The organism is Candidatus Eremiobacterota bacterium (assembly GCA_031082125.1).
Classification (GTDB): domain Bacteria; phylum Vulcanimicrobiota; class CADAWZ01; order CADAWZ01; family Ess09-12; genus Ess09-12.
Map to the genome: position 1 here is coordinate 188,643 of JAVHLM010000001.1, position 26,812 is coordinate 215,454.

General features: G+C 56.3%; 17 protein-coding genes. 11 read left to right on the top strand and 6 right to left on the bottom strand.

The features are described from left to right. Positions 1-116 precede the first annotated feature (116 nt). From RDV48_00715 to RDV48_00745, 7 genes are all read left to right on the top strand, one after another. Positions 117-1,265 carry a hypothetical protein gene (locus RDV48_00715; protein ID MDQ7821291.1) on the top strand — a complete coding sequence of 383 codons (1,149 nt, stop codon included), beginning with the start codon at positions 117-119 and terminating at the stop codon, positions 1,263-1,265. Between the two features lie 16 nt (positions 1,266-1,281). Next, positions 1,282-2,229, top strand: a complete 948-nt coding sequence (locus tag RDV48_00720; GenBank protein ID MDQ7821292.1) for a hypothetical protein — start codon at positions 1,282-1,284, stop codon at positions 2,227-2,229. Positions 2,230-2,233: 4 nt separating this feature from the next. Beyond that, on the top strand, positions 2,234-3,667 hold the full coding sequence (locus RDV48_00725) for an adenylosuccinate synthetase (GenBank protein MDQ7821293.1): 1,434 nt from the start codon (positions 2,234-2,236) through the stop codon (positions 3,665-3,667). Positions 3,668-3,763: 96 nt separating this feature from the next. Further along, on the top strand, positions 3,764-5,116 hold the full coding sequence (locus RDV48_00730) for an efflux RND transporter periplasmic adaptor subunit (GenBank protein ID MDQ7821294.1): 1,353 nt from the start codon (positions 3,764-3,766) through the stop codon (positions 5,114-5,116). Then, positions 5,116-9,168, top strand: a complete 4,053-nt coding sequence (locus RDV48_00735) for a multidrug efflux RND transporter permease subunit (protein ID MDQ7821295.1) — start codon at positions 5,116-5,118, stop codon at positions 9,166-9,168. The genes RDV48_00730 and RDV48_00735 overlap by 1 nt, the downstream gene beginning before the upstream one ends. Further along, positions 9,165-10,838, top strand: a complete 1,674-nt coding sequence (locus tag RDV48_00740) for a TolC family protein (GenBank protein MDQ7821296.1) — start codon at positions 9,165-9,167, stop codon at positions 10,836-10,838. The genes RDV48_00735 and RDV48_00740 overlap by 4 nt, the downstream gene beginning before the upstream one ends. 13 nt (positions 10,839-10,851) lie before the next feature. After that, the gene (locus tag RDV48_00745; protein MDQ7821297.1) at positions 10,852-11,592 is read left to right on the top strand and encodes a hypothetical protein; all 741 of its coding nucleotides are present in this window, start codon (positions 10,852-10,854) and stop codon (positions 11,590-11,592) included. 1 nt (position 11,593) lies between these two features. Here RDV48_00745 and RDV48_00750 read toward each other — a convergent pair whose 3' ends face one another. Together RDV48_00750 and RDV48_00755 are read right to left on the bottom strand one after the other, a co-directional pair. Further along, positions 11,594-13,183 carry a Tim44-like domain-containing protein gene (locus tag RDV48_00750; GenBank protein MDQ7821298.1) on the bottom strand — a complete coding sequence of 530 codons (1,590 nt, stop codon included), beginning with the start codon at positions 13,181-13,183 and terminating at the stop codon, positions 11,594-11,596. 43 nt (positions 13,184-13,226) lie between these two features. Continuing rightward, entirely contained in the window at positions 13,227-13,619 is a 393-nt protein-coding gene (locus tag RDV48_00755) for a zf-TFIIB domain-containing protein (GenBank protein ID MDQ7821299.1), read from the bottom strand. 223 nt (positions 13,620-13,842) lie between these two features. On the opposite strand from RDV48_00755, the gene RDV48_00760 reads away from it, so the two are divergent. The 3 genes from RDV48_00760 to RDV48_00770 all read left to right on the top strand — a co-directional run bounded on the left by RDV48_00760 (position 13,843) and on the right by RDV48_00770 (position 21,224). Then, the gene (locus RDV48_00760) at positions 13,843-14,811 is read left to right on the top strand and encodes a tetratricopeptide repeat protein (protein ID MDQ7821300.1); all 969 of its coding nucleotides are present in this window, start codon (positions 13,843-13,845) and stop codon (positions 14,809-14,811) included. Between the two features lie 101 nt (positions 14,812-14,912). After that, entirely contained in the window at positions 14,913-16,091 is a 1,179-nt protein-coding gene (locus tag RDV48_00765; protein ID MDQ7821301.1) for a SpoIIE family protein phosphatase, read from the top strand. A 54-nt stretch (positions 16,092-16,145) separates the two neighbouring features. Next, positions 16,146-21,224 (top strand): response regulator, encoded by a 5,079-nt coding sequence (locus RDV48_00770; GenBank protein ID MDQ7821302.1) that lies wholly within the window; start codon positions 16,146-16,148, stop codon positions 21,222-21,224. 4 nt (positions 21,225-21,228) lie between these two features. Here the strand turns inward: RDV48_00770 and RDV48_00775 are convergent, their stop codons facing one another. From RDV48_00775 to RDV48_00790, 4 genes are read right to left on the bottom strand one after another with little or no spacing between them, the layout of a single operon-like run. Beyond that, complete coding sequence (locus RDV48_00775; protein ID MDQ7821303.1) at positions 21,229-22,188, bottom strand: DUF2950 domain-containing protein; 960 nt, start codon at positions 22,186-22,188, stop codon at positions 21,229-21,231. Between the two features lie 15 nt (positions 22,189-22,203). Then, positions 22,204-23,505: a DUF3300 domain-containing protein gene (locus RDV48_00780; protein MDQ7821304.1), complete on the bottom strand. Its 1,302-nt coding sequence runs from the start codon at positions 23,503-23,505 to the stop codon at positions 22,204-22,206. A 41-nt stretch (positions 23,506-23,546) separates the two neighbouring features. After that, positions 23,547-24,506: a DUF2950 domain-containing protein gene (locus tag RDV48_00785; GenBank protein MDQ7821305.1), complete on the bottom strand. Its 960-nt coding sequence runs from the start codon at positions 24,504-24,506 to the stop codon at positions 23,547-23,549. 18 nt (positions 24,507-24,524) lie between these two features. Further along, complete coding sequence (locus tag RDV48_00790) at positions 24,525-25,241, bottom strand: thermonuclease family protein (GenBank protein MDQ7821306.1); 717 nt, start codon at positions 25,239-25,241, stop codon at positions 24,525-24,527. A gap of 302 nt (positions 25,242-25,543) precedes the next feature. Between RDV48_00790 and RDV48_00795 the strand changes: the two genes are divergently transcribed. Continuing rightward, positions 25,544-26,812, top strand: a 1,269-nt coding sequence (locus RDV48_00795) for an alpha/beta hydrolase-fold protein (GenBank protein MDQ7821307.1), incomplete at its 3' end; no start/stop codon positions are given.

Below are 26,812 nucleotides of genomic sequence, written 5' to 3' on the forward strand. Positions count from 1 at the left end.
CACCATTCTCAATGAAAGGCCGGGGAGAATCTCCCCTCTGTACTGGAGGGTACAGACCGCCGGCTCTCCATAAGCTATGATGAGATCACAGGTATCCGGAAGGGGAGATAAGAAAGATGGCGCTCTGCACCAGTCCCGTCGCCGTGCCGAAAGAAAAGAGCAGCGAGCACCTGAGGGAAGTCCACGACAGGATCTGCCATTTCGAGCACCCTGAGCAGCTCTTCGGTGACCTGGGGCCCACGGCGGAAAGCCAGGCCGCGATGCTCTCCCAGGCTTACAAGTTCCTCATAAAGCTCTATCACCCGGACCTCTTCAGCACCAACAGGCAGGCAAGCCTTTACGCCGACAACATTACCAAGACAGTCAATGCCCTTCGTATGGCAGCCGACAAAAAAATCGCGGGCGGAACTTACGGGAAGCCTGTCGAGATGGAGGCCGGCAAGGCTGAATGCGTCATCACCACCGCCCGCAGGGAATACCGGGTCCTTGAATACTTCAGGGAGGGCGAGTGGTGTGACCTTTACCTCGCTGAATATGACGACCCCCACGACAGGGTTGCCCCTATCAAGCAGGTGGTCATCAAGACCGTGAAAGCGGCTGAAGACAACCACCTCATCATCAATGAAGCCCTTGTCCACGACCACGTGACCCACCAGTCGCTCCCCCGCCTTGAGGACCAGTTCATTTTCCCTGAAGAGGGGAAGAAAGCTCTTATCCTTAAGAGAATCGACGGCATCACCCTTGAGGAGGTCCGCGCCCTTTACCCTTCAGGCATAGAAGCAAGGAACATGGTCTGGATCCTCGAAAGACTCCTGTCGGTCCTGGGCTATATGCACTATCATGGCGTGCTCCACGGCAACATCCACCCCGGGAATATCATGGTCCGCGCCCGCGATCACAATGCTTTCCTTGTGGACTTTACCAGGAGCATCATCAACCCTGGCGCTTGCGACAGCTTTGAGGAAATCCACAGGGATTACACGGCGCCTGAAGTGCGCCACAGGACCCGGCCCCACCCCGCGTCAGACCTCTTTGCACTTGGCAGGTCGATGGTGTATCTGCTGGGCGGCGATCCGCGCGATGAGGCTGTTCCTGACCACGTGGACAGCAGAATCAATGAGTTCCTGGGGGAGTTTCTGCTCAAGAACCCCGCGGGAAGAGCCAACGATGCGTGGAAGATGTATCACAGGCTCTCGAATCTCCGCAAGGAAGTATTCGGTGCACGGCACGAGTACTACCCTTTCAACATTGAGGCGGCACATTAAAAAGGAGGAACACATAATGGGAGGCTCATGCTACGACCGCGACGTCTTCAGCACCACAAGCAACAGGGCGTTCTCCGACATATCGGACAGGGCATTCTCGACGAGCAATGCCGACGAGTCCTTTCTTCCAAAGAAGAAGGGCGAACGGAAATGCCGGGATATAGACTGCTTCCACAGGAGCCCCATAGCCTGCATCCTTGACGTGACGGGCTCCATGGGCAACTGGAGCAAGACCATCTACGACAAGCTCCCCCTCTTCTTCGGCGAGATCGAGAAGCAGGGTTACCTTCCCGATCCCGCAATCAGCTTTGCCGCGGTAGGCGACGTATACTCCGACAGGGCACCGCTGCAGATATGTAATTTCTCGCAGAGCAAGGAGCTTGACGACTTCCTTTCACGGATCTGGCTCGAGGGCGGCGGCGGCGGGCAGTATTTCGAATCCTATGAGCTGATGGCTTACTTCTACCTTCACCACTGCATTCTCAAGAAGCCTGAGCAGTCCTTTATGTTCATCTGCGGCGACGAGGGCTTCTACAAGGAGATTGATCCCAAAATGGTCAAGGAACATTTCGGAGACCACATCGAGAAGTGCGATTCCAGGAAGGTTATCGAGTCTCTCAGGAAAAAATTCAATGTCTTCCTGATCCACAAGCCCTACGGTGCGGGTGGCAGCGACACGGAAAACAAGATCCTGAGGCAGTGGCAGGAAGTGCTGGGAGAGCGGGTCCTCATGCTCTCAGATCCCAAGGCCATAATCGACGTGATGCTGGGCGCCGTGGCACTTACGAGCAAGTCCCGCGATCTTGATTCCTACCTTGTTGACATGAAGAAGAGGGGCCAGACTTCGAAGCGCCTCAATGACGTGGAAAAAATCCTGGAGAACTACAGCTCAAGCCTGGCCCTCACCAAAGTGACCGTCAAGGGGCGCCTCCCCATGCCATTCCCTATGAAAAAAGCGAGCTAGAGGCGTGGCAAAGGCGACCTTCATAATTACCGCCGGCCTGGGTTACGGCGACGAAGGCAAGGGCTCCATGGTGGATTTCCTGGTGAGGCACCATGGAGCCCGGTATGTTGTACGCTACGGCGGGGGCCCCCAGGCGGCCCACTACGTGGTGACGCCCGAAGGCCTCTGCCACTGCTTCAGCCAGTTCGGCTCGGGGACCCTTGTGCCCGGCGTGAGAACCCACATCTCTCGGCACATGCTCATCAAGCCTCAGAACTTTGTGGCCGAGGCTGAAGAGCTTTCGAAAAAAGGAGTGGCACGCCCCTTTTCACTGGTATCGATAGATCCCCGCTGCACCGTAGTCACTCCCTGGCATGCCATGATCGGGCAGCTCCTGGAGCTCTCCAGGGGAAAGGAGCGCCACGGCACCGTGGGGATGGGTGTGGGGCAGGCAGCCATGGAGCGCGAGAGGCCGGTGAACAATTCCCTCACCATTGGTGACGCCTTCGACGGTCCCCTCCTTGCGAAAAAAATTGAAGCTCACAGGATTGAGAGGCTCAGAGAAGCCGAAGAGCTTCTTCAGCGCTGCAGCGATCCTGCCATAGATGCATTCGTGAGGCATTTCGCCGATGAGGGCCTTGTAAGTGAAACTCTTGGGAGCTACAAGTTCCTTGTCAATTCCAGCGGCATTCAGTTAGTGAAGGACGAAGAGGCCATGGAAAAGCTCGTTGAGAGCGAAGCTTCCACCGTTTTCGAGGGCTCCCAGGGCGCCCTTATCGACTATCATTACGGTTTCTGGCCTTACGTGACGAAAACCAGGACCACGATTGACAACGCCGAAGCCCTTATGAAACCTTATGCCGGCAAGGTCAACCTGTCAAGGATCGGCATCATAAGGGCATATAACTACCGCCATGGTCCAGGCCCTCTTGTGACAGAGGACAGGGAACTTTCTTCAAAACTGGACGAGGGCCACAACGTGGCCACCGACTGGCAGGGGGGCACCAGGGCGGGATGGCCTGACCTCCTCTCCTGGCGCTACGCCCTCGCGATAAACAGGGGCATCGAATCCCTTGCCCTCACGATGCTCGACCGCCTCACAAAACTCGACAGGATCAAAGTCTGCACGTCCTATGAATACACGGGGGAAGTGACGGATAAGCTCGATGATTACTTTGAATGGGAACGCATGCAGGGAGGGGCGATCCGCATAAAGGCGCTGAAAGTCGTCCCTCACCACAAGTCAGAGGAGCGCTCGCGCCTTCTCTTTAAATGCGTCCCCGATGAATTCATAGAATTCATCGGCCCTGCAAAGGACATCAGCGGTGCGCGCCGCCGCGGTGACCTCCCTTCTTATGCCCGTGATCTCATAGAATATATTGAGTCCCCCGATGGCCTCTCACTTCCGGTGAGGATAATATCCTCAGGCCCTACGGCAGATCACAAGTTCACCTCATAATTCCCCTTGATGACGGAAGGAATATCCCATAAGGCAGAGAATCATGTCATTTCCATCATAATAATACAAGTATTTGTTAGAGATAAAGGCTATCTAATGGGCACCTGGACTAAGTTCCTGAAACTTCTTGAAAGAGCTTTTGCCGTCACGGCGTCACTTTTTCTCATATTCACCTTTCTCGGCGGCTGCGAGAAGGAAAAAGAGGGCCAGGGCAAGTCGATCCACCCGGGGCCTCCCACGAAGGCCCCTGTCGTCGAGGTACAGACCATCATCCAGAAGACGGTGCCTATCTTCGGCGAATACGTGGCCACAGTCGATCCCACTACTGGCGCCGAGATAGTTGACATAAGGGCCCGCGTTGACGCTTTGCTTATCAAGCAGCACTTTCAAGAAGGCCAGGAGGTGAGGAAGGGGCAGGTCCTTTTCTCGCTGGACCCCAGCACTTACCAGGCCAATCTCGATCTGGCCAAGGCAGCCCTGGACAAGGGAAAGGCCGATCTCACCATGGCCGTGGACACCGTAGTCGTGGAAAGTGCAAAGGCCAATGTGCAGTCAGCGAAAGCGAACCTGAACCTTGCCGTTATCACGCTGAACCGCCAGAAGCCCCTGGCCGAGAAAAAAGCCGTCCCCCAGCAGGATTACGACAACGCCTTTGCCAACGAGCGGGTGATGGAGGCCAACCTCGCGGTGGCCCAGGCGAACCTGAAAAACACCATCCTGCAGCAGAAGGTCTCCATAGAGCAGGCCAAGGCCGAGATAGAGTCAGCGAAAGCCCAGATTGCCACGGCAACGATCAACCTGGGCTACTGCACCGTCACCTCCCCCATCGACGGCATCGCCGGGAAGCGCCTTGTCTCGCCGGGCAACCTCGTGGGCCATGGTGAAGCGACGCTCCTCACCAACGTCACGGACCTCGATCCGCTGAGGGTGAACTTCAACATCAGCGAGACCGACTATATCATGATAATGAAAAACTTCATACATGGCGGAAAAATATCGAGAGAGAAACTGCCGCCCCTCGAGCTTTTCCTGTCAGACGGGACCAAATACCGTTACAATGGGAGGATCGCCATCACCGAGCCTACCATCGATCCCAAGACGGGCACCCTCAATCTGGTGGCCGACTTCCCCAACCCCCAGCGGCTCCTGAGACCGGGTATGTTCGGGAGAATAAGGCTCCCTATCGCTCAGGCGAAAAATGCCATCCTCATGCCTCAGAAGGCCATAATCACCTACCAGAACGCCAAGGTGGTCTATGTCGTTGACAAGAAGAACATTGTGGCAATGCGCAGCCTCGATCTGGGGGATCAGGTAGGAAACAACGTGATAGTCCGCAAGGGCGTCAAGGCCGGCGAGCGCGTCATTGTGGAAGGCATGCTCAAGGTCCATCCTGACATGGAGGTGGAACCCACCGAGGGCCCTGTCACCCCCGAAAAAGGGGTGAAGTAATGGCCAAGTTCTTCATACACCGCCCTATCGTCGCCATCGTCATCTCCCTTGTCATCCTCATCGCCGGCAGCATTGCAATTCTGGTGCTCCCCATCGCCCGCTTCCCCGATATCACCCCGCCCTCGGTGCAGGTGAACATCCAGTATCCCGGCGCCGATGCAGCCACGGTCGCCCAGTCAATCGCCATCCCCCTGGAGTCGCAGGTGAACGGCGCCGAACAGATGATCTACATGTCGTCATACAGCACAAGCGACGGCCAGTATAACCTCACGTGCACCTTCGCCGTAGGCAGGGACCCCGATATGGCCAACGTGGACGTGAACAACCGCGTCAGCAAGGCCCAGGCTCAGCTCCCCCAGGATGCCGTGCGCCAGGGCATTACCATCACCAAGCAGTCTCCCAACATGCTGATGGTTATCGCCCTTTACTCGCCGAACAGGGTCTATGACGACGTGTTCCTGAGCAACTACGCGACCATCCAGATGGTTGACCCCATCGCAAGGACCAAGGGAGTGGGCAATACGAAAATCGTAGGGCAGCGCGATTACTCCATGCGCCTCTGGCTTGACCCCGAGAAACTCGCCAAGCTGGGCGTCTCCGCCAACGATATCTCCACCGTGGTAAACGAGCAGAACGTGCTGGCCCCTGCGGGCTCCATCGGCCAACCGCCGGCAAACACTGGCACGCAGATTCAATACACCGTCAACATGAAGGGGCGCCTTATCGAGGTGGAAGAGTTCAACAACATGATAATAAAATCACTGCCTGACGGCTCGGTGCTCCGCATGCGCGACGTGGCAAGGGTGGAGCTTGCCGCAAGGACTTACACGAGCTTTGGCAAGCTGAACGACAGCCCGGCGGCCCTTATCATCGTCTACCAGCTCCCCGGCGGGAACGCCGTCGAGACCACGAAGCTGCTGTATAAGCTTCTCAAGGAGAAGGAAAAAGACATGCCCCCGGGCCTCAAATGCGAGGTCACCCTTGACACTACCGACTTTATCATCGTCTCCATAGAAAAAGTGCTCGAGGCCCTGAGGGACGCCGTGATCCTCGTGCTCATCGTGGTCCTTGTCTTCCTGGGGAGCTTCAGGGCCACCCTGATCCCCATGCTTGCCGTCCCCGTGTCCCTCATCGGCACCTTCGCCTCATTTCTTGTCCTTGGCTTCTCAATAAATACCCTCTCCCTTTTCGGCATTGTGCTTGCCGTGGGCATCGTCGTGGATGACGCCATCGTGGTGGTGGAAGCCGTCGAAAGTCACATCGAGCAGGGGATGAGCCCGCTGGAGGCAACGGAAAAGGCCATGGATGAGGTGACAGCGCCGGTAATCGCCATTGCCCTCGTGCTCTGCGCAGTTTTCGTGCCCGTAGCCTTCATGGGAGGCATCACGGGCCAGCTTTACAAGCAGTTTGCCCTCACGCTCTCCGTCTCAGTGTGCCTCTCGGCCGGCGTCGCCCTCACGCTCACCCCTGCGCTCTGCAAGATGATCCTGAAGCACCGCTCTGACATGAAAGGCATCTTCGGCTTCATATTCGGCTCCTTCAACAAGGTATTCGCCGTGGTGACGCGGCTCTATGTGGGCACGGTGAAGCTCGTCATCCGCATAGCCCCCATCTCTCTTCTCATTCTTGCAGGAATATATTATGCCGTGTTCCACCTGGCGACAAAGACTCCCACGGCCTTTGTGCCCGACGAGGACCAGGGTTATTTCTTCGTGTCCCTCACCCTCCCTGACGGCGCCTCCTATGAGCGGAACGAAAAATTCACCATGAAGGTCGTAGATTTCGCTAAAACGCTCCACGGCGTGAAATACGTGACCGTCCTGGGCGGCATGAACATCACGAACAACACGATGAACTCCAACACTACAAGCCTCGTGGTCATGCTCGAAGACTGGGAGAAGCGCAAGACAAAGGAAAAGAGCATCAGGTACATCATGAAGCATGTCCGCGACTATGTGGCGCAGTTTCCCGACGCCCTGGGCGTCGTCATTCTCCCGCCGCCCATTCCCGGCCTCGGGAACGCCGGGGGATTCCAGTTCGAGCTCGAGGATCGCCAGGCTCACGGGCTTGATGAGCTCGACAGCATGTCAAAGAAGTTCATCGCCGCGGCAGGCAAGGACCCGGCCCTGATGAGCCTCTATACAGGCTACAGGACCACGGTGCCCCAGATCAACCTGCAGCTCGACCGCGACAAGATTAAGAACCTGGGCATCCCCCTCAACTCCGTGTTCCAGACCATCAATATCTACCTGGGCGGTGTGCCTGTCAATGATTTCAACCTCTATGACCGCGTGTACAAGGTGTCAATCCAGGCCGATCCCGACTTCCGCCAGATTCCCGACAACATCAAGAGGCTCTATGTGCAGTCACCGGACGGCAGAATGATCCCCATCTCCACCTTCGCCAAGATTGAAGAGGGCTCGGGGCCTTCACTGGTGCAGCGCTATAACCTTTATCCCACGGCGGAGATCATAGGCTCCTCGACACCGGGCTACTCATCGGGGCAGGCCATGGGAGCCATGGAGCGCATCGCGAAGGAGATTCTTCCCCAGGGATGGAGCTTTGAATGGAGCGGCACGGCATTCCAGGAGAAACTGGCGGGATCGGCGCAGATTTACATCATGATCCTCGCAATCGTCTTCGTGTTCCTGTTCCTCGCCGCCCAGTACGAGAGCTGGGCAATACCCTTCTCAGTGCTTTTCGGCCTTCCCGTGGCGGTAATGGGAGCCTTTCTGGCCATCAATGCGGTGAAAATCGTCGATGACGTCTACGTGCAGATCGGCCTCGTGATGCTCCTGGGCCTGGCAGCGAAGAACGCCATCCTCATCGTGGAGTTTGCCAAGGAGCGTTACGAAAAGGAGGGCATGTCCCTCTTCGATGCCGCCGTGGAAGGCGCCCGGATCCGATTCAGGCCCATCATGATGACATCTTTCGCCTTCATCCTGGGTGTGTTGCCCCTTGCCACATGCACGGGTGCCGGGGCTGGCTCGCAGCGCTCTCTGGGCACCGCAGTGTTCGGCGGCATGACTGCCGCTTCTGCCATAGGCATCTTCTTCATCCCTCTTCTCTATGTGCTTGCCCAGAAAGTCGCCGAGCTCGGCTCAAAGGGAAAGAAAAAAGACAAGAAGTCTGAAGCCCTTGAGCCTCATGCCGAAGCCGCTACGGAGCAAAAAATGCCCGCTGCGGAGCCCGCTCCTGCTCCAGTTGATATTATCAAGCGTGATGAGGTTCCTCCCCGGGAAGAGGCACCTGCTGTTCCTGCTGTGCCCAAAGAAGCGCCTCCCGTGAAAATTGTGCCGCCACCACCGACGGCGGAGAAGCCAGTGCTCATGGAAACGGCACCGCCGCCGAAAGAAACGGCGCCCCTTCCCAAAGCCGCCACAAGAGAGCAGCCCGATGCCAAGGCGCCGGAGCGTGCCCCTGAGCCGCCGGTGAAGATGACCGACAGGGCCGCTGAGCAGGCAGCAAAACCCGCTGAGCCAGCGGCAAAAACGCCGCCTCACGAGAAGGCGCCGGCAAAGGCCGAGGTGCCCCCGAAGGCGCCGTTGGCCGCGGAGAAGCCTCCCCTTCCCGAAGGCACTGCCCTCAGGAAATCTTACGAGGGGCTTATCCAGAAGATTGCCCATGAAGAAGAGGTTCCCCATGAGCCGCAGGCGCCCGTGAAAAGCCCTGAGCCTCAGCCTTTCTATGACCCGCGAAAGGCTACGGATGCAAGTCAGTTGCCACAGCAGGTGAAAAAGGCAGAGATGCCTGATACTCACCGGAGATCATCACAGGAAGCACAGGGAAAAGGGCCTGCCGGAAACGTGGGCCAGAAACCTTCCCAGGAGCCCCCAAAGGCAGCCGGAGAAACCATGCATGGACCCGCCGGTGAGACGGCTGGAAAACCATCTGCGCCCGGGACCGTTGAGAAACCTCCCCAGGATAAGGCCAAGAAGCCTGAAGGGCCTGCCCAGGGCGCTCCTCCCGCAAGAGAAGAGAAGGCGCCGCCTCCGCAGGGAAAGCCCCAGAAGCCTTCTTCCGATGAAGGCAAGGGGGGGAAAAGGCAATGAGGCTCCGGCAGACTGTTCTTTCCCTTGCATTATTACTTGCCACTCTGGGGCTCACCCTGACCTCCTGCAATGACGGCCCCGCATACGTGCGCCCTCCTCTGGACATACCGGGCACTTTCCGCTTCGGGCCAGAGAAGGCCGAGATTGCCGAGGTGAAGGCCTATATGGGGGACCTCTTCTGGTGGGATTTTTTCCAGGACGAGACCCTCAAGGACCTCATCGCGACGGCCCTGGTGAAAAACTATGACGTGAAGCTCGCCGCCGAGAAAATTGAGCAGGCAAGAGCCCAGGTCGGCTTGGCCCGCTCGGCCCAGTATCCCAACCTGTCAGGCGTGGTAAACTATTCGACTTACAAGTACTCTGAATATTCGCCCACATGGACCGCCCATGGCGCCCAGTCAGCGTCGGATTCTTTCAACATCGGGCTCCAGTCAAGCTACCAGGTGGATTTCTGGGGGCAGTACCGCAATGCCACGGCAGCCCAGCGGGCCACCCTGCTGGCGACGGAAGAGGCGAGAAACGTGGTCTTTCTCACCCTGGTAAGCCAGGTGGCAACAGCATACTTTCAGCTCCTCGAGCTGGACATGGAGCTTGAGATCTCGAAAAGCACCCTCACGTCCCGCGAGCAGTCCCTCGCCCTTGTGACGGCCCGCGAGGAAGGCGGCGTGGCCACCATGCTCGACGTGGACCAGGCAAAGGTTCTCGTCATCACCGCCCAGGCCACCATCACCCAGATCCAGCAGCAGCAGGCCATCACTGAGGATTACCTCTCCTTCCTCCTCGGGATGAACCCCCGGGATATCCCAAGGGGGAAAACGCTGCTGGAGCAGCTGAAAGGTGAGCCAATACCGCCGGGCCTCCCCTCATCGCTGCTCATCAACAGGCCCGACATAAGGCAGGCTGAGCTTCAGATCGTTGCGGCGAACCTGCAGATCGGCGCCGCCAGGGCCCTGTTCTTTCCCCAGATCAGCCTTACGGCCCAGAGCGGGTCCCTCACCAAGCAGCTCACCGACCTGTTCCTTGTCAACTCTTATAACACCAGCGGAATAGCTGCACTCCTCCAGCCAATCTACAACGCGGGCCAGATCAAATCGAACGTGCAGATCGCTGAATCGGTGAAGCGCCAGGCGGCTCTCACCTACCAGAGGATAGTGTTAAACGCATTCAAAGAGGTCTCGGATGCCCTTGTCTCCTACCAGCAGTCAAAAATATACAGAAAACAGATGGAGGAGCAGACTGCAACGCTTTCAAACCAGTCCGATCTTGCCAACATGCGTTACGAGGGAGGTGTCTCGAGCTATCTCGAGGTCCTTGACACGGAAACACGCTATTTCAGCGCCGAGCTTGCCCTGGCAAAAGCCCAGCTCAACGAGCTTCTTTACATTGTCAACATATACGCGGCCCTGGGCGGGGGATGGAACCAGGCCGGGGCGCCTTTGCCAACGCCGCTGCCATCGCCTCTCCCGACACCCTCTGCATCAGCTGCACCTGCGTCATCTGCGCCAACAACAGCAGCATCGCCCTCACCGACAACGGCGGCACCCACACCAACACCGACAGAATCAGCGGCGCCTTCACCGACAAAGCCCGTGCCTATGCCGACTGCAAGAATAACGCCGATATCCATACCGTCCTCATCGTCTTCGCCAACGCCCGCACCTTCAAAATAACCAAGGAGGCTCCATGAAACTCTCAGGAATCATCACCCTTCTCGCCTTATGCCTTCTGACGGCACCCCATGGGGCATGTGCCCAGGAAAGCCCCATAAACGTGAATCTCTATTATAACAACTACACTATCCCGGGCCAGGTGATGATGGTCAACGGGAACCCTTATCTTTCAATCGACTCCATAAGGACCCTCTTCCCCCGTGCAAACATCTCCGATTCCGGGAAAGGCACATATATGGTCAACGGCAAAGCGGTGAACATCTACCATTACTATAACCATCTTTACCTGGATACCGGGCAGTTTGCCGGGGCTCTCAACCTGGTGCCAAAGTATATAAGGGAAAAGCTCGAGATAGTCTTTGTGGACAAGCGCGAGCAGGTAAAGGGCGTGAGCGTCCCCGAGAATCCGCCGATCAGAATGGAGATCCTCACCAGGAAACAGGGGGTCTCCTCGGAGCCTGTCAACTCCGTGTCGCAGCTCTTCCGCGTGAGCCTCGTCAACGTCTCCCAGAAGCCGTACGTGCTCAACTACTACGATATTCTTCTCATAGGGACGAGCGGCAGCAGGTACGCAAGCATCAACAACATGAAGTACGAGATTGTCTATGGAGACAATACCCTCGATTCAAGGGTCATGCTCTCGCCGGGGCAGAAGCAGGTCGTCATAGTGACTTTCAACATCCCGCCGGGCGACTCTCCCAAATACCTGGTCATCTTCCAGAACAGCGCCATACAGGGATATTCAAGGTTATAAGCTACCCGGCATAGGCCTCATCCTGCTCAATCGACGAGAGAACCCAGCCGAACTCGCCTGAGGTAATCTTGCTCTCACAGAATTCACAGATGCCCGCCATGTTCACCTTGAGCTCGGCGCCGCAGTTGGGGCAGAATCCTTCATGGCGGGCCTTTTCCCCTGCGCCGACGCCGCTTCTTCTGATGAATGTCCAGTACTCACTGAACTTCCTGGGGGTATTCCTGTTCCCGTCTACAACTTTTCCCTGTGAATCTATGGTGTAATCCTTCATGCGTGCCCAGATCCTCATCGTGATGCTTTCATAGTACGCGTCAGGCTCAATCTTGGCTGTCTCCACCTTGAGTATCTGGATATCCTCCAGCATATTTCTCAGCCCTTCAGCCCGGTAACGGTCGATCCAGTACCGGTGAGTCGAGAAGAGGTGCTCGGTCTCATAGGGCCGCGCTTTCTCCCAGGCGCAGGAGGTCCAGGCATCCTGGATGGCAATGAACGTTGACTTCACAAGCTGCTCGAACTCATTCCAGGAGAACGAGGGGTTCCGCGCCTCAAAGGCCTGCTTCTCTGCCGCAAGGCCCGGCTGGTACACCGTGGGCTCATCGGTGCCCTCCTCTACCCCGCCTCCTGACAGCTCAAGAGGCGGTCGGGGGATTTTTTCAATCACCTCCACACCTGTCACCAGCCAGTGGAAATCACCCTTGTTCACGACGCTGTCGCAATGAGGGCAGGTTCCGTCGGGCCTGGGCTCCTCGGGGCTCCCGCATGAGGGGCAGTGAAGGGACGCAATCTGGTCAGGCGGCTTTGAGAGCACTCCCTTTTTCCTCTCAAGGATCCACTGCTCCCTGGCATAATAAATGGCAGGCTTTGCGCCGCTTCCCCCATGCTCGGTGTAATTGGCCTCGAAAAGCACCTTGATGACGTCGGCGTCGGGCCGGGACTGGTCAATCTCCAGGATGTCGGAAACGCCTGTCACCACGTTGTCAACGGCGGACACCGAAGAGGATGACTTTCCCGCTTCTTCGAGAAGGGGCCGGGAAATATAGGAGGGGAGCTCTCCCCATTCCTTTGTGCCCCGCGCTGTCTGGAACTTGGCGTAAAGGACATGGATAAAATCCATGAAGAGGGGTCTTGAGAAGTTTCTGTCGCTCTCCTTGAGCTTTTTAATCTGCTCCGCCAGGCTGAGCTTCTGCGCGGGGGTAAAGAACACCGAGCCTCCCGTCGAGACGGATTTTATGCCTTTCCTCGCAGCGATGACGATGACGGCAATTATAACGGCAAACACAATGAGCGTGATAAAGCAGGTGAAGCAGTCTGCCGATCCGGAGCTCCCGCCGGTGTACGAGGAGCTGCGGCTATGGCTGTTGTATCCGCCTGTGCTATGGCTGCTTCCTGAACTGTGGGAGCCGCTTGAGCTTCGGGATCCGCTCGAGCCGCTCGACCGGCGCGAGGACGATCCCCCGCTCGATCTTTTAGAGCCGCTGTAACTGTGGCCGCCTCCGGCTCTCCCGTCGGCCTCCTCGGCAAAAAATGCGAAGAGCAGGAGGGCCATCACTGCGATAAGCAACAGACTGATGAACTGGCGGGAAATCTTCATGGGAGCGCCTCTTTCTCTCAACAAAATGCCCTGGAGGAGAATTCTATTCCTCTTTTACCCCTAAGCTGTCGAAAAAGTTCTTCAGGAGTGCCTTCACAAGGATGGCACCCTTCTCTCTCACTCTCTCAAGCTCTTTCATATCGAGCCAGATGCCGAAACATTCCGTGCAGCGGTCTATGGTGATCTTGCTGAACGGCTTTGGTTCGAGGTCAGCGCCGCACTTAGGGCATTTCATGTAGTGGAGCTGTTTTCTCTCCTCGAGCTTCTGGAGCTCCTGCTGGCGCTTCTTAAACTCCTCCTCGCGCTCCTGCTCAAGCTCGATCTCCTTTTTCTGCTCCTCGATGTACTCCCTGTCCTGCTCCATGAAGTAACGGTCCTCGGACTCCAGCTTTTTGAAGGCCTTGGTATGGGAATAGTACTGGTCGTCGTGTTTCATTGCTCCCCCTGTCCTGCATTCTCTTGGGGACTTCGCCGCGGGGCAGATCATCCCTGAAGTATATACTTCTTTGAGGTAATGGCATCTCCCTCCCTCGGTGCTCCTTCTCAGGCAGTATGCCGGGTGATGAAAATAGGACCAAGGTCCCAGTAGACAAAAGGCCCATACCCTGCTAAAATATACTTTATCTGGCTTGTGCCAGCAAATTAAAGGAGGTACTGTTATGAAAAGAAAGGCAATGATCTTGACGGCAATGGCGGTAATTCTGCTCTTTGCATTCACCGCGGCATGCTACGCTGAGGATGCCCAGACGCTGTACGTCGCCGGCGTCAAGAAAATCCAGGACAGGCAGTTTGAGAAAGCCATCAAGGATTTCGAAAAAGCAATCGGCCTCAACAAAGGGTTTGTGAAAGCATACGTGGGAAAAGGACTGTGCTATTTCATGCTCGACAACCACAAGAAAGCCATTGAAGACTTCAACATGGCCATTCAGCGCGATCCCGAGAACGCCACCGCCCTCTTCTGGCGGGGAGCCTCATACCTGATGGCAGGAGACTCAAAGTCGGCAATCCCTGATTTCTCCGGGGTGCTGAGAAAACAGCCTGAAAACGCCTACTCCCATCTTTTCAAGGGCATCGCCTCATTCCGTATTGCCAAGCTTGACGACGCCATCTCCGACGTGAGCAAGTCCATCTCCGCCAACCCCAGGAAAGCAGAGCCCTACGTGATAAGAGGCCTGTGCTACTGGAAAAAGAAGAGTTACGATTCAGCGGTGAGAGACTTCAAGAGAGGCATCGAGATTGATCCCTCCAATGCCTATTACCAGCTCCTCGCTTACACCGCGAAGGCGATAAACGGCGACCCTTCCACCGATGACCTTGCAAAATTCTACGGCCAGGATGCCGCGAAAAAAGACAAGATGGTTTACCAGCTCATAGGCATGATGCTTGGCAAGGTTACCACCGATGAGTGCCTGAAAACCGCCGAAAAGTCTGAGCCCGCCAAGCTGAGAGGCACCATGATCCAGCAGGCCCAGTTCTTTGTCTCCTCCTATTATCAGATCAAGGGCGACAAGGAGAAGAGCAAAAAGTACCTCGATCTCGCAGAGAAAGGTGAGAACAAGCTCTTTGTCATGGCGGCGATCATGAAGATGGTGTTCTATGAACTGAAGGGGACCCTTGAAGCAAAATAGGGACAGCCTTTCCAGACAGCGAAAAGAGCCGGCCTCCCGGTACGGGACCGGCTTTTTCGCGTTGCCTTCCTTGAAGCGGAATAATACACCGGAGGTGAAGGATGAGCGATACCGTGGAGCCTGTCGTGCTGGTTGTTGATGATACGGAGACAAATGTTGATATTCTGCTGGAGCTGCTGGGAGACGAATATGATGTCCGTGTTGCCATGGACGGCCTGAGCGCCATGGAGCAGATAGCGCACCAGGCGCCTGACCTGGTCCTTCTGGACATCATGATGCCCGGTATGAGCGGCATCGAAGTACTTGAAAAGCTGAAAAATGATCTGCATCTTCGCCATATCCCCGTTATCATGATCTCGGCCGTGGACGAGATGAAGACCGTCGTGCACTGCATCGAGCATGGCGCAGAGGATTACCTGCAAAAGCCTTTTGAGCCGGTGCTTCTCAGGGCCCGTATTCGCGCATCACTTGAAAAAAAGCGCTTTCATGATGCCGAGCAGGATTATCTGCGCACCATTATGGAGACCCAGGAAATCCTCAATGACGATCTCAAGGAAGCTGCCGAATATGTAAGATCCCTTCTCCCCGAGCCTTTATCGGGGTCCGTAGCCGCCAGGTGGCGCTTCATACCTTCCACTCATCTCGGCGGAGATGCCTTTGGCTACTATTGGCTCGATGATGAGCATTTTGTGATCTTCCTCCTCGATGTCTGCGGCCATGGCGTCGGTGCAGCCCTGCTCTCCATTTCAATCATGAACGTGATTCGCTCAGGGAGCCTTCCTGGGACGGATTTCACTGATCCTTCGGCAGTGCTCGATGCCCTGAACAAGCGCTTCCAGATGGACACCCAGCACGACAAGTATTTTACCGCATGGTACGGCGTGTACCACAGCAAAACAGGGCTCCTCACCTATGGAAACGCCGGACATCCTCCCCCCGTGCTTTTCAACGGGCCCTCAGAAAAAGAAGCCCTCGTACATAAGCTCAGGGCACCCGGGCAGCCCATTGGCTGGGAGCTTGAGAGCGTCTATGAGAATGACTCCTGCCAGTGCGACGATTTCGCCCGCCTTTATGTCTTCAGTGACGGGGTATACGAGATAAAGAAGCCCGCGGGCGCCATGCTCACCTACTATGAATTCGTGCAGCTGCTTGGAGTACCGGCGGGGCACCCCCGGGGAATCGATGAAATAGTGAGCTCCGTATGCGCCCTCCAGGGCTCGGAGCACTTTGTCGATGACTTCTCTCTGCTTGAAATCAATTTTTCTGAAAAGAGTGATTGATTCAATCTATGCCTGGCAGCCATGCAGGGCTATGAATACCCGGAGGAGTGATCCATGAGAATCTTTACCAGTATCCAGGCATTTTATGTGACCGTGGTCCTGCTGGCACTTATTGCCGTTCATAACTATTTCCTTGTAAGCAGCTCCGAGGCCATGCAAAGCAAGTATCTTGAGACCCGGCTCGCACTGAAGAAGATTAATCAGGTGGACATGCAGATAGATGCCATGCTCAACTCCGCCCTTATCTCACAGGACATCCAGCAGGTTCATGGATATGATGAGGCAGTGCGGGATCTTCGCAAGACCACGCAGCAGGTAAGGGATTCCAGCAGCCAGGTGGTTTCGGAGAGACTATCCCTTGCCGATACTGCCCGGGAACAACTCATGAACATGGGAAATGAGGCAGTCGAGCTTATGCGGGGAGGGAACTGGAAAAAGGCCCAGGATCTCATAGTCGGCAGCACTTACCAGTCGGTGGAAAAAGCCTGCAGGGCCGGCATACAGAAAGCAGAGGAGAGCATCATCAGCGACTTCACCATCTCCGAAGCCCGAATGAAAAAAATCCAGGAGGGAGCTCTTGTGGTTCGCGTATTCGGTTTTGTGCTGGTCTTCCTCGCCGGGGTATCGTTTTCCCGGCGCATGCGGACCGACATGGCAAGGCAGATGAACCTGGGAAAGAGAATAGAAGCTTCCAATGCCGAGCTGGAAACCCGCATTGCCGCCCGTACGGAGGAACTCCACAAGCTTACGGAGGGGGCGGAGGAACGGGCGCGCTTCGAGCAGGCGCAGAACACCCTTTCTCACGCCCTCCATGGCGAAAAAGACCCTTATGATATCGCGCGGAGAGCCCTTGACACCGTCGCCGGCTTTCTGAACGTTCCCATGGCCGCTCTTTTCGTCGATGCTGCCGAAGGCGGTGATCCGTGCTACGAGCTGCTGGCCGCCTATGCATATCATGTTGAAAAGAAAAATTCCCCTCGTTTCCGCCTGAATGAGGGACTCGTAGGACAATCGGCGGCGAGCGGCAGGACGCTTATTACCACCTTCACGGGGAGGGAATATGAAGTCCAATGCGGTCTCGGATCGCTCCCCCTGGGAGCGGTGCACCATATTCCTGCAGCTTACAACAATCAGGTGGTGGCGGTCATAGAGGTTGCCGCGGAATCGGCTCTTTCCGCCGATAAAGTGGCATGGCTGGAAGAGGCAGCCGCCACGATTGCGACGTCCATGGTATTTGCCCGTGAAGAAAAACGGCTCAAGGAGGCCTTCGACAAGGTAACAAGCACTGAAGAGCGCACCCGCAAAATCCTCCATTCCCTCGGTGAGGGAGTCTTTGGCGTTGATCAAAGCGGCAGCATCACCTTCTGCAATCCTGCAGGGCTCTTACTCCTCGGCTACCCGTCAGAAGAAGAGCTCCTTGGCAGGGATAATCACCTGCTGCTTCATCATACCCGTGCTGATGGCAGCGCCTATCCCGCGAGCGAGTGCCCCCTGCGCCAGGCCCTGGAATCGGGCGAAGCCCGCAACATCATAGATGAACTGTTCTGGCGCGCTGACAGCACCTCTTTTCCTGTCAATGCAATCTGCAGTCCCATGCTGCAGGATGGATCAGTGATTGGCGCCGTAGTCGCTTTCTCTGATATCACCGAGGCCAAGAAGGCGAGTGAAACGCTCGCGAAGGAACGCCAGAAACTGCAGGAGATTCTGGATACCTCACCGGTTGGTGTGGGAATTTCAGTGGATGGCATTATCCAGTTTCACAACCCGCGGTTCGCCGAGATCGTCGATCTCAGGGTCGGCAAGGAAGTGAATGACAGCTATGTCAATCCAGAAGACAGAGCGGTAATCGTGGCGGATCTGAAAAAGCACGGTATCAAGCATGGATTCGAATTACAGATGTACAGCCCGGAACACGAAGTGCGTGACATACTGGCCACTTACCTGCAGACGGAATACGAAGGCCGGAGCGGCGTGCTGGGATGGCTGCTCGACATCACTGAGCGCAAAAAGGCCGAGCGCGCGCTGCAGGAGAGCCTCGCGCTCCGTGAGCGCATGGTCGATGTGGAGCGCTTTAACCGACTGGCCCAGGGACGGGAGCAGCGCATCACAGAGCTCAAGCGGCAGATTAATGAGCTGGCCCTCGGGGCGGGAAAGGCAAAGGTCTTTGAAGCGCCGGAAGCCGCAGAAGTGCTTGACAGCATCGATGATTTTGATGCAGAAGAAGTGGAAGCTCTTGAGAACGATACACCGCTGGCACTTGCCGAGCTGGTGGACCTTGGCAAATTGCAGACCCTGTTCTCGAACTTCTGCGAATCCGTGGGTGTGGCTGCTGCCATTATAGACATTGAAGGCAAGGTGCTGGTCTCTTCACGCTGGCAGCGATGCTGTACCGATTTTCACCGAGTCAACGAAGCCACCTGTGCCCTCTGCATTGAGAGCGATACGGACCTCGCGGTCAATCTCACCAGGGGCCGGGAATTTTCGATGTACCGCTGCAAGAACGGCCTGACCGACTGCGCCTCACCGATCATAATAGAAGGCCGGCATCTCGCCAATGTCTTTATCGGGCAGTTCCATATCGATGCGCCGGACCTTGAATTCTTCCGCGCGCAGGCGGCAAAATACGGTTTCCCCCAGGACGAATACCTGAAAGCCGTCAGTGAAGCACCGGTCATGGATGAAAAAAAACTGCCGATCATTCTCCAGTTTCTTACAGACTTTGCAAAGATGATCACCTCGGTTTCCATCGAGCAGCGTCGGTCTGATGCCGCCCATTACAGGCTGAAACGCCATGCCGACGAAATGCTTCAGCAGCGGGTGGCGGCCATGAGCCTTGCCGAGGATGCGGAAAAAGCGCGGGTAGAGGTGGCGGCCTACAGGGATCACCTCGAAGAGCTTGTCAAGGAGCGCACCGCTGAGCTCGCCGCAGCAAGGGAGGTCGCTGACGAGGCCAACAGGGCAAAGAGCGAGTTCCTTGCCCGTATGAGCCATGAGATCCGCACCCCCATGAACGCCATAATCGGGATGAGCCACCTTGCCCTTCAGACCGAGCTGAATAAAAAACAGCTTGACTATATCACCAAGGTGCATCAATCGGCTCTTTCACTGCTGGGGATAATCAATGACATCCTTGATTTCTCAAAGATTGAGGCGGGAAAGCTGGATATTGAGTCGGTGGAGTTCGACCTTGATGATGTGCTGGAGAAGCTGAGCAGCCTGGCGGCATTGAAGGCAGAGGAGAGGGGGCTTGAGCTGCTCTTCACCCGTGGCCCCGGCGTGCCGGACTCCCTCGTGGGGGACCCCCTCCGGCTGGGCCAGATTCTTATCAACCTTACCAACAATGCAATGAAATTTACCGAGAAGGGCGAGGTGGTCGTCGCAATAGAGCTGCTGGAGCAGGTGAAGGATAAGGTGACTCTGCAGTTTTCTGTCCGCGACACGGGCATCGGGCTCACAAAGGAGCAGATAGGGCGCCTCTTCCAGTCATTCTCCCAGGCTGACGGCTCGACAACGCGCAAATATGGCGGCACCGGCCTGGGGCTTGCCATCTGCAAGCGCCTGAGCGAGCTGATGGGCGGCCGGATATGGGTTGAAAGCGAGCCCGGGAAAGGGAGCAGTTTTATTTTCACCGTGGTCTTTGGCATTTCCACCCAGCCCAGGGCCCCGCGACTCTCCCCTGTCCCCGACCTGCGCGGCACGAGGGCACTGATCGTTGATGACAGCAAGATTGCCCGTGACATCCTTATTAATGCCATCAGCTCCCTTGATTTTGAAGCAACGGCAGTCTCTTCAGGCCGCGAGGCAATAGCGGAACTTGAGAAGCATGCCTATGATATTGTCCTGATGGACTGGAAAATGCCGGGAATGAACGGGACTGAGGCGATAAAGGAGATAAAGAAGCGTGTCTCCCCTCTCCCGAAATTCATCATGGTCACCGCATACGGGAGAGAAGAGGTCATGAAAGAGGCTGAAGAAGCGGGAATCCAGGGGTTCCTCATCAAGCCCGTGAGCAACTCCATACTCTTTGATACCATCATAGGCGTCATGGGCCATGAGGAAAAGAAATCACGGAAGAAGGAAAGGAAGACCGGCTTCGACAGGGAATCGCTCAAGCCCATAAGGGATGCCAGGATCCTCCTCGTGGAAGATAATGAGATTAACCAGCAGGTGGCATCAGAGCTCCTCGAGGGTGCGGGCCTCAGGGTTTCCATAGCGGTTAACGGCCGCGAGGGGAAAGAGGCCGCGGTGAAGGATGAATATGACCTCGTGCTGATGGATATCCAGATGCCCGAGATGGACGGCTTTGAGGCAACGCGCCAGATCAGAAAGGCAGGTATTGATAAGCTCCCCATAATCGCCATGACTGCAAATGCCATGGCGGGTGACCGGGAGCGAAGCCTGGAAGCCGGGATGAATGACCACGTGACCAAGCCGATAGATCCTGATGAGCTTTTCTCGGCCCTTCTGCGATGGCTGAAACCTGGTGAAAGAGAGGCCCCTGAGGGTTCCATGGAGAGCTTGGGGGAGAAAAAGAAGCAGAGCGAAGATGAAGGCCTGCTGGAGCTGCCAGGCATCGACAGTAAAGGGGGCCTGAGGCGGGTCGGCGGTAATGCGCGGCTCTACCGCGAGCTTCTTGGAAAATTCGTCAGGGATACAGCCGGAGTGCACCAGCAGATCATTGACGCCCTGGGTGCGAATGACCGCGAGCTCGCGCAGCGCCTGGCCCATACCGTAAAGGGGACTTCAGGAAACATAGGGGCTTCAGATGTTTTCACTGCCGCCGCTGAGGCGGAGAACGCCATCGCAAAGGACAATAAGGAGGCACTGCCTAGTGCCCTGGAGATATTGAAAGAGCGCCTCCTGGAGATCGCTGAGATTTTAAAGCCCGTGCTGGAAAAAGGAGAGCTGCCTCAGGGCACTGCCCTGAAACTGGGCGAGCTTCTCCGGGAGCTTCAGCCTCATGTGCAGAAGCAGAAGGCAAAGCCATGCAAGGATATGAAAGCCATGCTTTCGGGGTATTCATGGCCTGCGGAATATGCCGGCGATATGACCACTCTGGGCAAGGCCCTGGACAGCTACAAGTTCAAGGAAGCCCAGCTTATTGTGGAACGCCTGCTGGAGACACTGAGATGAGGGTCTATTCCGTGGCAAGGGAACCGGGATCTTTCACGGCGCTCCATGTCCCGTCAGGGTTGTACTCCTTCATTTCGCCTGCAAGGCGGGCCGTGTCGCCTCCGAGGTCCTTCTCATAGACCTTGCCCCACTGGTTCACCACGAAGGTCATTACTCCCGAGGTGCCGTAGTCGGCGGGATAGGCTACGAGAGCGAATCCGGCCAGCATGTGGCCGTTGATGACATAATTGAAAGCGCCGCCGGGAACCTTGGGGCCCTGGGCTTTCAGGATCCTGAAATAATAGCCGTAATAGGGCTCACCCTGCCTGCGTGCCGCCTGGTACTCCGATGAGGTCGCCATAAAGGGGCCGAAGGGGCTCGGTTCCTGATTCTCCAAGGCCGGCCAGTAAAGGCCATCCTTCTTGCCGGGGGAGCTCGCCACTTTCTGAGCATACTCGAATATCCCCTTGCCCATGCGATCCTTGCTGGCGTACTGCTTCTGGGCATCGACATAGGCATGGCATACTGCAATGGCGTTCCGCTCATTGTGCCCGATACGCCTGTTTATTATCTCCTCACGTCCCGCTTTTGCGTCAAAGCTCCATCCTTCCTTGTTCTTGACAATCGGCACGGGAAAGGGCCATTTGTTCTTCCCGATGACCATTGTCATCTTGGAGGCCCCTGCCTTTTCCAGGTACAGGTACTGGGCCGCGGCTTCACTGAATTTCTTCCGCACCGTCTCATCGGCAGCCTTGTCGGAAGTAACGACAATGACCTTCCCCGCGGGGCCCAGGATCTCGAGAAGGCCCTTTTCGTCATTGGCATTGCAGGCTTCAACGAGGGCCTTTGAGGCTTCATCGGGCGAGATGAATATTTTCGCTCCCTGCTCGGTGCAGAGTGGCGACGGTCCTGAGATTATGAAAACCAGTGCTATCGCCATGAGAACAAGAAGTGTGAATGGGAATATCCTGATAAAACGTTTCATTGTAATTCTCCTTTCCTAACGCCTTCTGCCGCCGCCGCCGCGGGAGCCGCCTGAGAAGCCACCGCGGGAGCCGCCTGAGAAGCCGCCGCTCGACTGGAACGAAGACCTGCTTGAGGCTCCCCTTGCGCTGTCAAGACGCGCCGAGGATCCGCTGTTCATGCCCCCGAAAGCGCCAGAATTGAAGCCGCTGTGGGAGCCCGAAAATCCCGTGTTCTGAATCCCCGCGCCTCCCGCTCCCGGGCGCTGCAGCCCTGAGCCCGAAAAATTGCCGGAATTTATCCTGGCGCTGGCGCTTCCCCCCGTATTCTGAAAGCCCTGCTTGAGCTGCGCGTTGAGATCGGACGTGGAGATCCTTGTGGATGACTGGTTCATCCTGTTTGCCGTATTCGCCGTGTTCCTGTTGAAATCGGCCCTGTTGCCGCCGGTATTGATATTGACATCGTTCCCGGCACGGACGGTGTTTCCAGCCCGGGTAGCATTTCCTGTTCTTACAGCGTTGCCTGCGTTGTAAGCGTTCCCGGCTCTGTAAGCATTTCCTGCGCCATAAGGGGTGGCAACGGGGCGCCAGGTGCCCGGCGCGGTATAGCCGGGGCGTGGGACAAAATTGTTGTAGTAATAGCCCCCCGGCCGGTAGTTATAGTGGCTTAAATAGGGGGGATAAGCGTTAATGCCGTGGTTAACCCAGTCCATGCTCCTGTAGCGCCACCAGTTCGACACGGCGACGCCTGACGCGAAGGCGAGTCCCGGGTAGCCCGTATTGACGACCTCGTTGCAGTCATACTGAGGCACATAGATTACCTCAGGGTCTGTGGGCTCAATCGTGATGATGCTCTGATCCTGCGATACTTTCTGCTGCTCGGTGGACTTGAGATTCCCTGCCTCCAGCACCTTGCTGCGGAAAGCCTGCACCGCCGAGATGACATCATTCATCTGGTTGATGACTGCATTCCCAAGGTTCTGCGTCCAGTTGAGATCGTCATTCATCTTGTTCAGCACATCGGGGAAGGAGAGCAGGGCTTTCACGCTCGGGTCCCAGTCGTTGTCGGGCATTGAGGAGACCTTCCCGCCGCTCGACTTCAATAACTGGGCTGCCTCGTTCACCTCGCCGGGAACCGTCGCCGCCGTGAGGACATTGGTGAGCAGGTCATCGGGATAGAGGGCAATGGGCGCAACAATGCTTTCAAGCTGGGTCGGGTTGAGAGAAGCCGCCTCCTGACCCCATACCGCAGGCATGGCACCGAAGCCCAGCAAGAGCAGGAGAAGGGCAATAAGGGCAGGCCGGCAAAGCCTGCCATGACAGATAAAGTGCTGTCTCAAAATAGTCACCTCCCGCAGTATTTAGAAATTCTGAATTCCTCCTAATCGGTTGCGAGAATACCTTCCTCCTTGACAAGTTTCCAGGTCTTATCGGGATTGTATTCAGTTATCTGCTGGGCAGCCTTTATGGTGTCTTTCCCGAGATCTTTCTCGTACACCTTGCCGCTCTGATTCACTATGAAGGTGGTCATGCCCGAGGTGCCGTAGTCGGAGGGATAGGCTATCAAGGCATAGCCTGCGACCATATGGCCGTTGATGATATAGCTGTAAGCTCCTCCCGGGGCCTCTCTACCCTGCTTTGTGAGGATTCTGTAATGATAGCCCCAGAAAGGCTCACCCTGCTTACGGCTGGAAGCATATTCCTGGGATTCCGCAAGAGCGGGCCCCAGAGGGCTTATATCATCTTTTTTGGAAGGATCAGCTGACCAGTAAAGGCCGTCCCTCTTTCCCGGCGAGCTTCCAAACTTCTGGGCGTACTGGATGATGTCGTCACCTTCCCTTGCTTTTTCCGCATAGCGCCGCTGGGCCTGCACATAGTGGCGGCAGAGGGCGACGGCGTTGAGCTCATCGCGGCCTACACGGCGGTTTATAATCTCCTCTCTCCCCGCCACACTGTCGAAGCGCCATTTCGCGCCTTCCTTCACAAGGGGAAAGGGGAAAGGCCATTCAAGCTTTCCCACCACAAATATGATGGTATCCTTTCCCTTCTCCTGTTTCACCAGCTTCTCCGATGCAAAGCGGTGGAGCTTTTTTCTGATATAGGTATCCATGGCCCTGTCCTGGGTGACCATGAGATCCCTGTTCTTTTCACCGAAGAACTCGATGAGTTTCTTCTCATCGTCGTTTCTGCATGCTTCAAGCAGCATCTGGGCTGCTTCATCGGGAGAGGAAAACATTTTCTGCTGTCCCTGGGCCATTGCCGGGCCCGGTGCCCCGGTCAGAAGCACTCCAAATATTGTCGATGCACAGAATATCATTATGAAAAGGCAAATCTTTCTCATGAGGTCATCTCCTTTCTCTTATCGCCTTCCACCGCCGCCGCCCCGGACTGCCGCACCCCTGTTGCTCGCGGCATTGACGACAGCTCCTCTGCCGTAGCTTCCCCAGCCACCGCCATAATAGCCGCCGCCATAATAGGGGCTTGTGCTGAGAACGTCGGTGCCGCTGTCCCACGAGGTTCCCGCATCGCCGGTATTCTGGAGAGGATTGAAGCCGTAGCCGCCGCTTGAGGCTCCTACCGGCGAGCCCGAGGTATTGGGGATGATACCCCTCTGGGCTGTCACGAAGTCCCAGGGGGCAACGGGATTGGGCTGCGACCACACTCCGAGCTTACCGGCCTGCGCCTGGGCCTGAGCCGTGGCGATATCAGCGTCCTGGCCGTGGCGGCTGTCATACCATGCGAGTCCCTGGGCGGCAAGGAGGGCGCCCACATTCTTGCCGTCAACGAGAAGCTTTGCTACCTGCCGGTTGCTGTGATCCATCCACGCCACCTGGACTTCCACACTCTTGTTGAGTATGAGATCTTCAAGACTCTTCTGGGCCTCGGCAGCAAAGGGCTGCCCGGCGACGGGGCTCGCCGCGCAGTTCAGCTTCACGGTAGCCGCGCCCTTATCGGAGGTGACGGAAATGTCGCTGGTGCCCGTCACCGCTATGACTTTCCCTGTGTAATACTGGGCACAGGCGGGAAAGGTGAGAACGATCAGAAAAACAAAAATCAACAGAGCAGCTTTTTTCAAGTGAATCCCTCCTTTTCTCTCTCTTTGTAAAATTAGGGAAGACAATGGTGAAATCCTTTTGGATATCTGCCGTGGCTACCTGGACCTTGGTCCAGGTAGCATGCATTGACCATCTCGCTTCTTGACATTTCTCAGGGGGAATTTCCAAGAGGAGAGTCATTGAAAAGAGAGAATCCTTTCTGTAAATCCACCGGGAAGCCCATACAGACCCTCCCACGAACCAGCCCGGGGGGCATACGCGACGAGAAGCAGCGCCCATGCAATAAGATGTTATTATAAATCCATAAGAAAAGGAGAAGACGATGGCAACAAAAGTGAAAGAAGCGACGTATTCAGGAGTAATCAGGGTGCACTATCCTCTCGAGAAGGGGACCATAGTGCTGAGGACCGAGAAGGACTGGAACAGCGATATCGAGCCTGACCATGTAGACAGGGAAAACCACACCTATGAATTTACCGTCACCAACGACCACAACAATATTGTGTATAAGCCCTGCATCAGGGAAGGGCACGAGATGAAGTGGGAGCACGGCGGCAACAGGGTGACGATGCTTGATGGCGAGATCATAGAGGATGTCTATCCCATGTTTATTCCCCGCGCCAGCGGCTCCATCACCCAGATTTTCAAGGTGCCTTCAAAAATTCTCGGAAGGGACGTGCTGCTGCGCCTTTACCTCCCCGCAGGCTACGAGGAGAACTCCCTCACGCGATATCCCACCATCTACATGCACGACGGCAAGAACCTCTTTTTCCCCCAGGAAGCCTTCCTGGGAAGAGAATGGACCGTCGATGAGAACCTGGAGCTCCTCAACAAGATGAGCCTTGTTGAGCCGTTTATAGTCGTAGGTGTCTATGCCGGCAACAGGGAGTTTGAGTACACGAAGCCCGGTTATGAGAGCTATGGCAAAAGCCTTGTCCAGGAGGTGAAGCCCTGGATCGACAAGAACTTCCGCACCAGCAGCAACCCCTGGAACAACTGCGTGATGGGCTCGTCGCTCGGTGGCGTGGTCTCCTTTTACCTGGGCTGGGAGTACCCGGAAGTCTTCGGCGCTGCCGTGTGCCTGTCAAGCACCTTCGGATGGAAAGACAATCTCTTTGAGCGCGTTGAAAATGATCCCATCGAGAACAGGGCGGGCCTGAGAGTTTATATGGACAGCGGGTGGCCCGGCGACAACTACGAGAGGACTGCGAGGATGGTTTTCACCATGCTGGGGAGAGGCTTCAGGCTCGGGCAGGTAATCCACCTGGCATTCCCGATGGCCGCCCATGACGAGAACGCCTGGGCCTCAAGGCTTCATATCCCGTTCCAGCTCTTCGCAGGAAGGGTGAGGAGGACCCATATGAAGCGCGCATTCCCTCAATCAATGATTGAAGGAGCTCAAGCTGCGAAGCAGGAGAAGGCTCCCGTAGTAAAGGCACCCGCGTTAAAGGCACCCGCGGTAAAGGCACCCGCGGTAAAGGCACCTGCGCCAAAGGCTCCCGCGGTAAAGGCTCCCGCGGTAAAGGCTCCCGCGCCAAAGGCTCCCGCGCCAAAGGCTCCCGCGCCAAAGGCTCCCGCGCCAAAGGCTCCC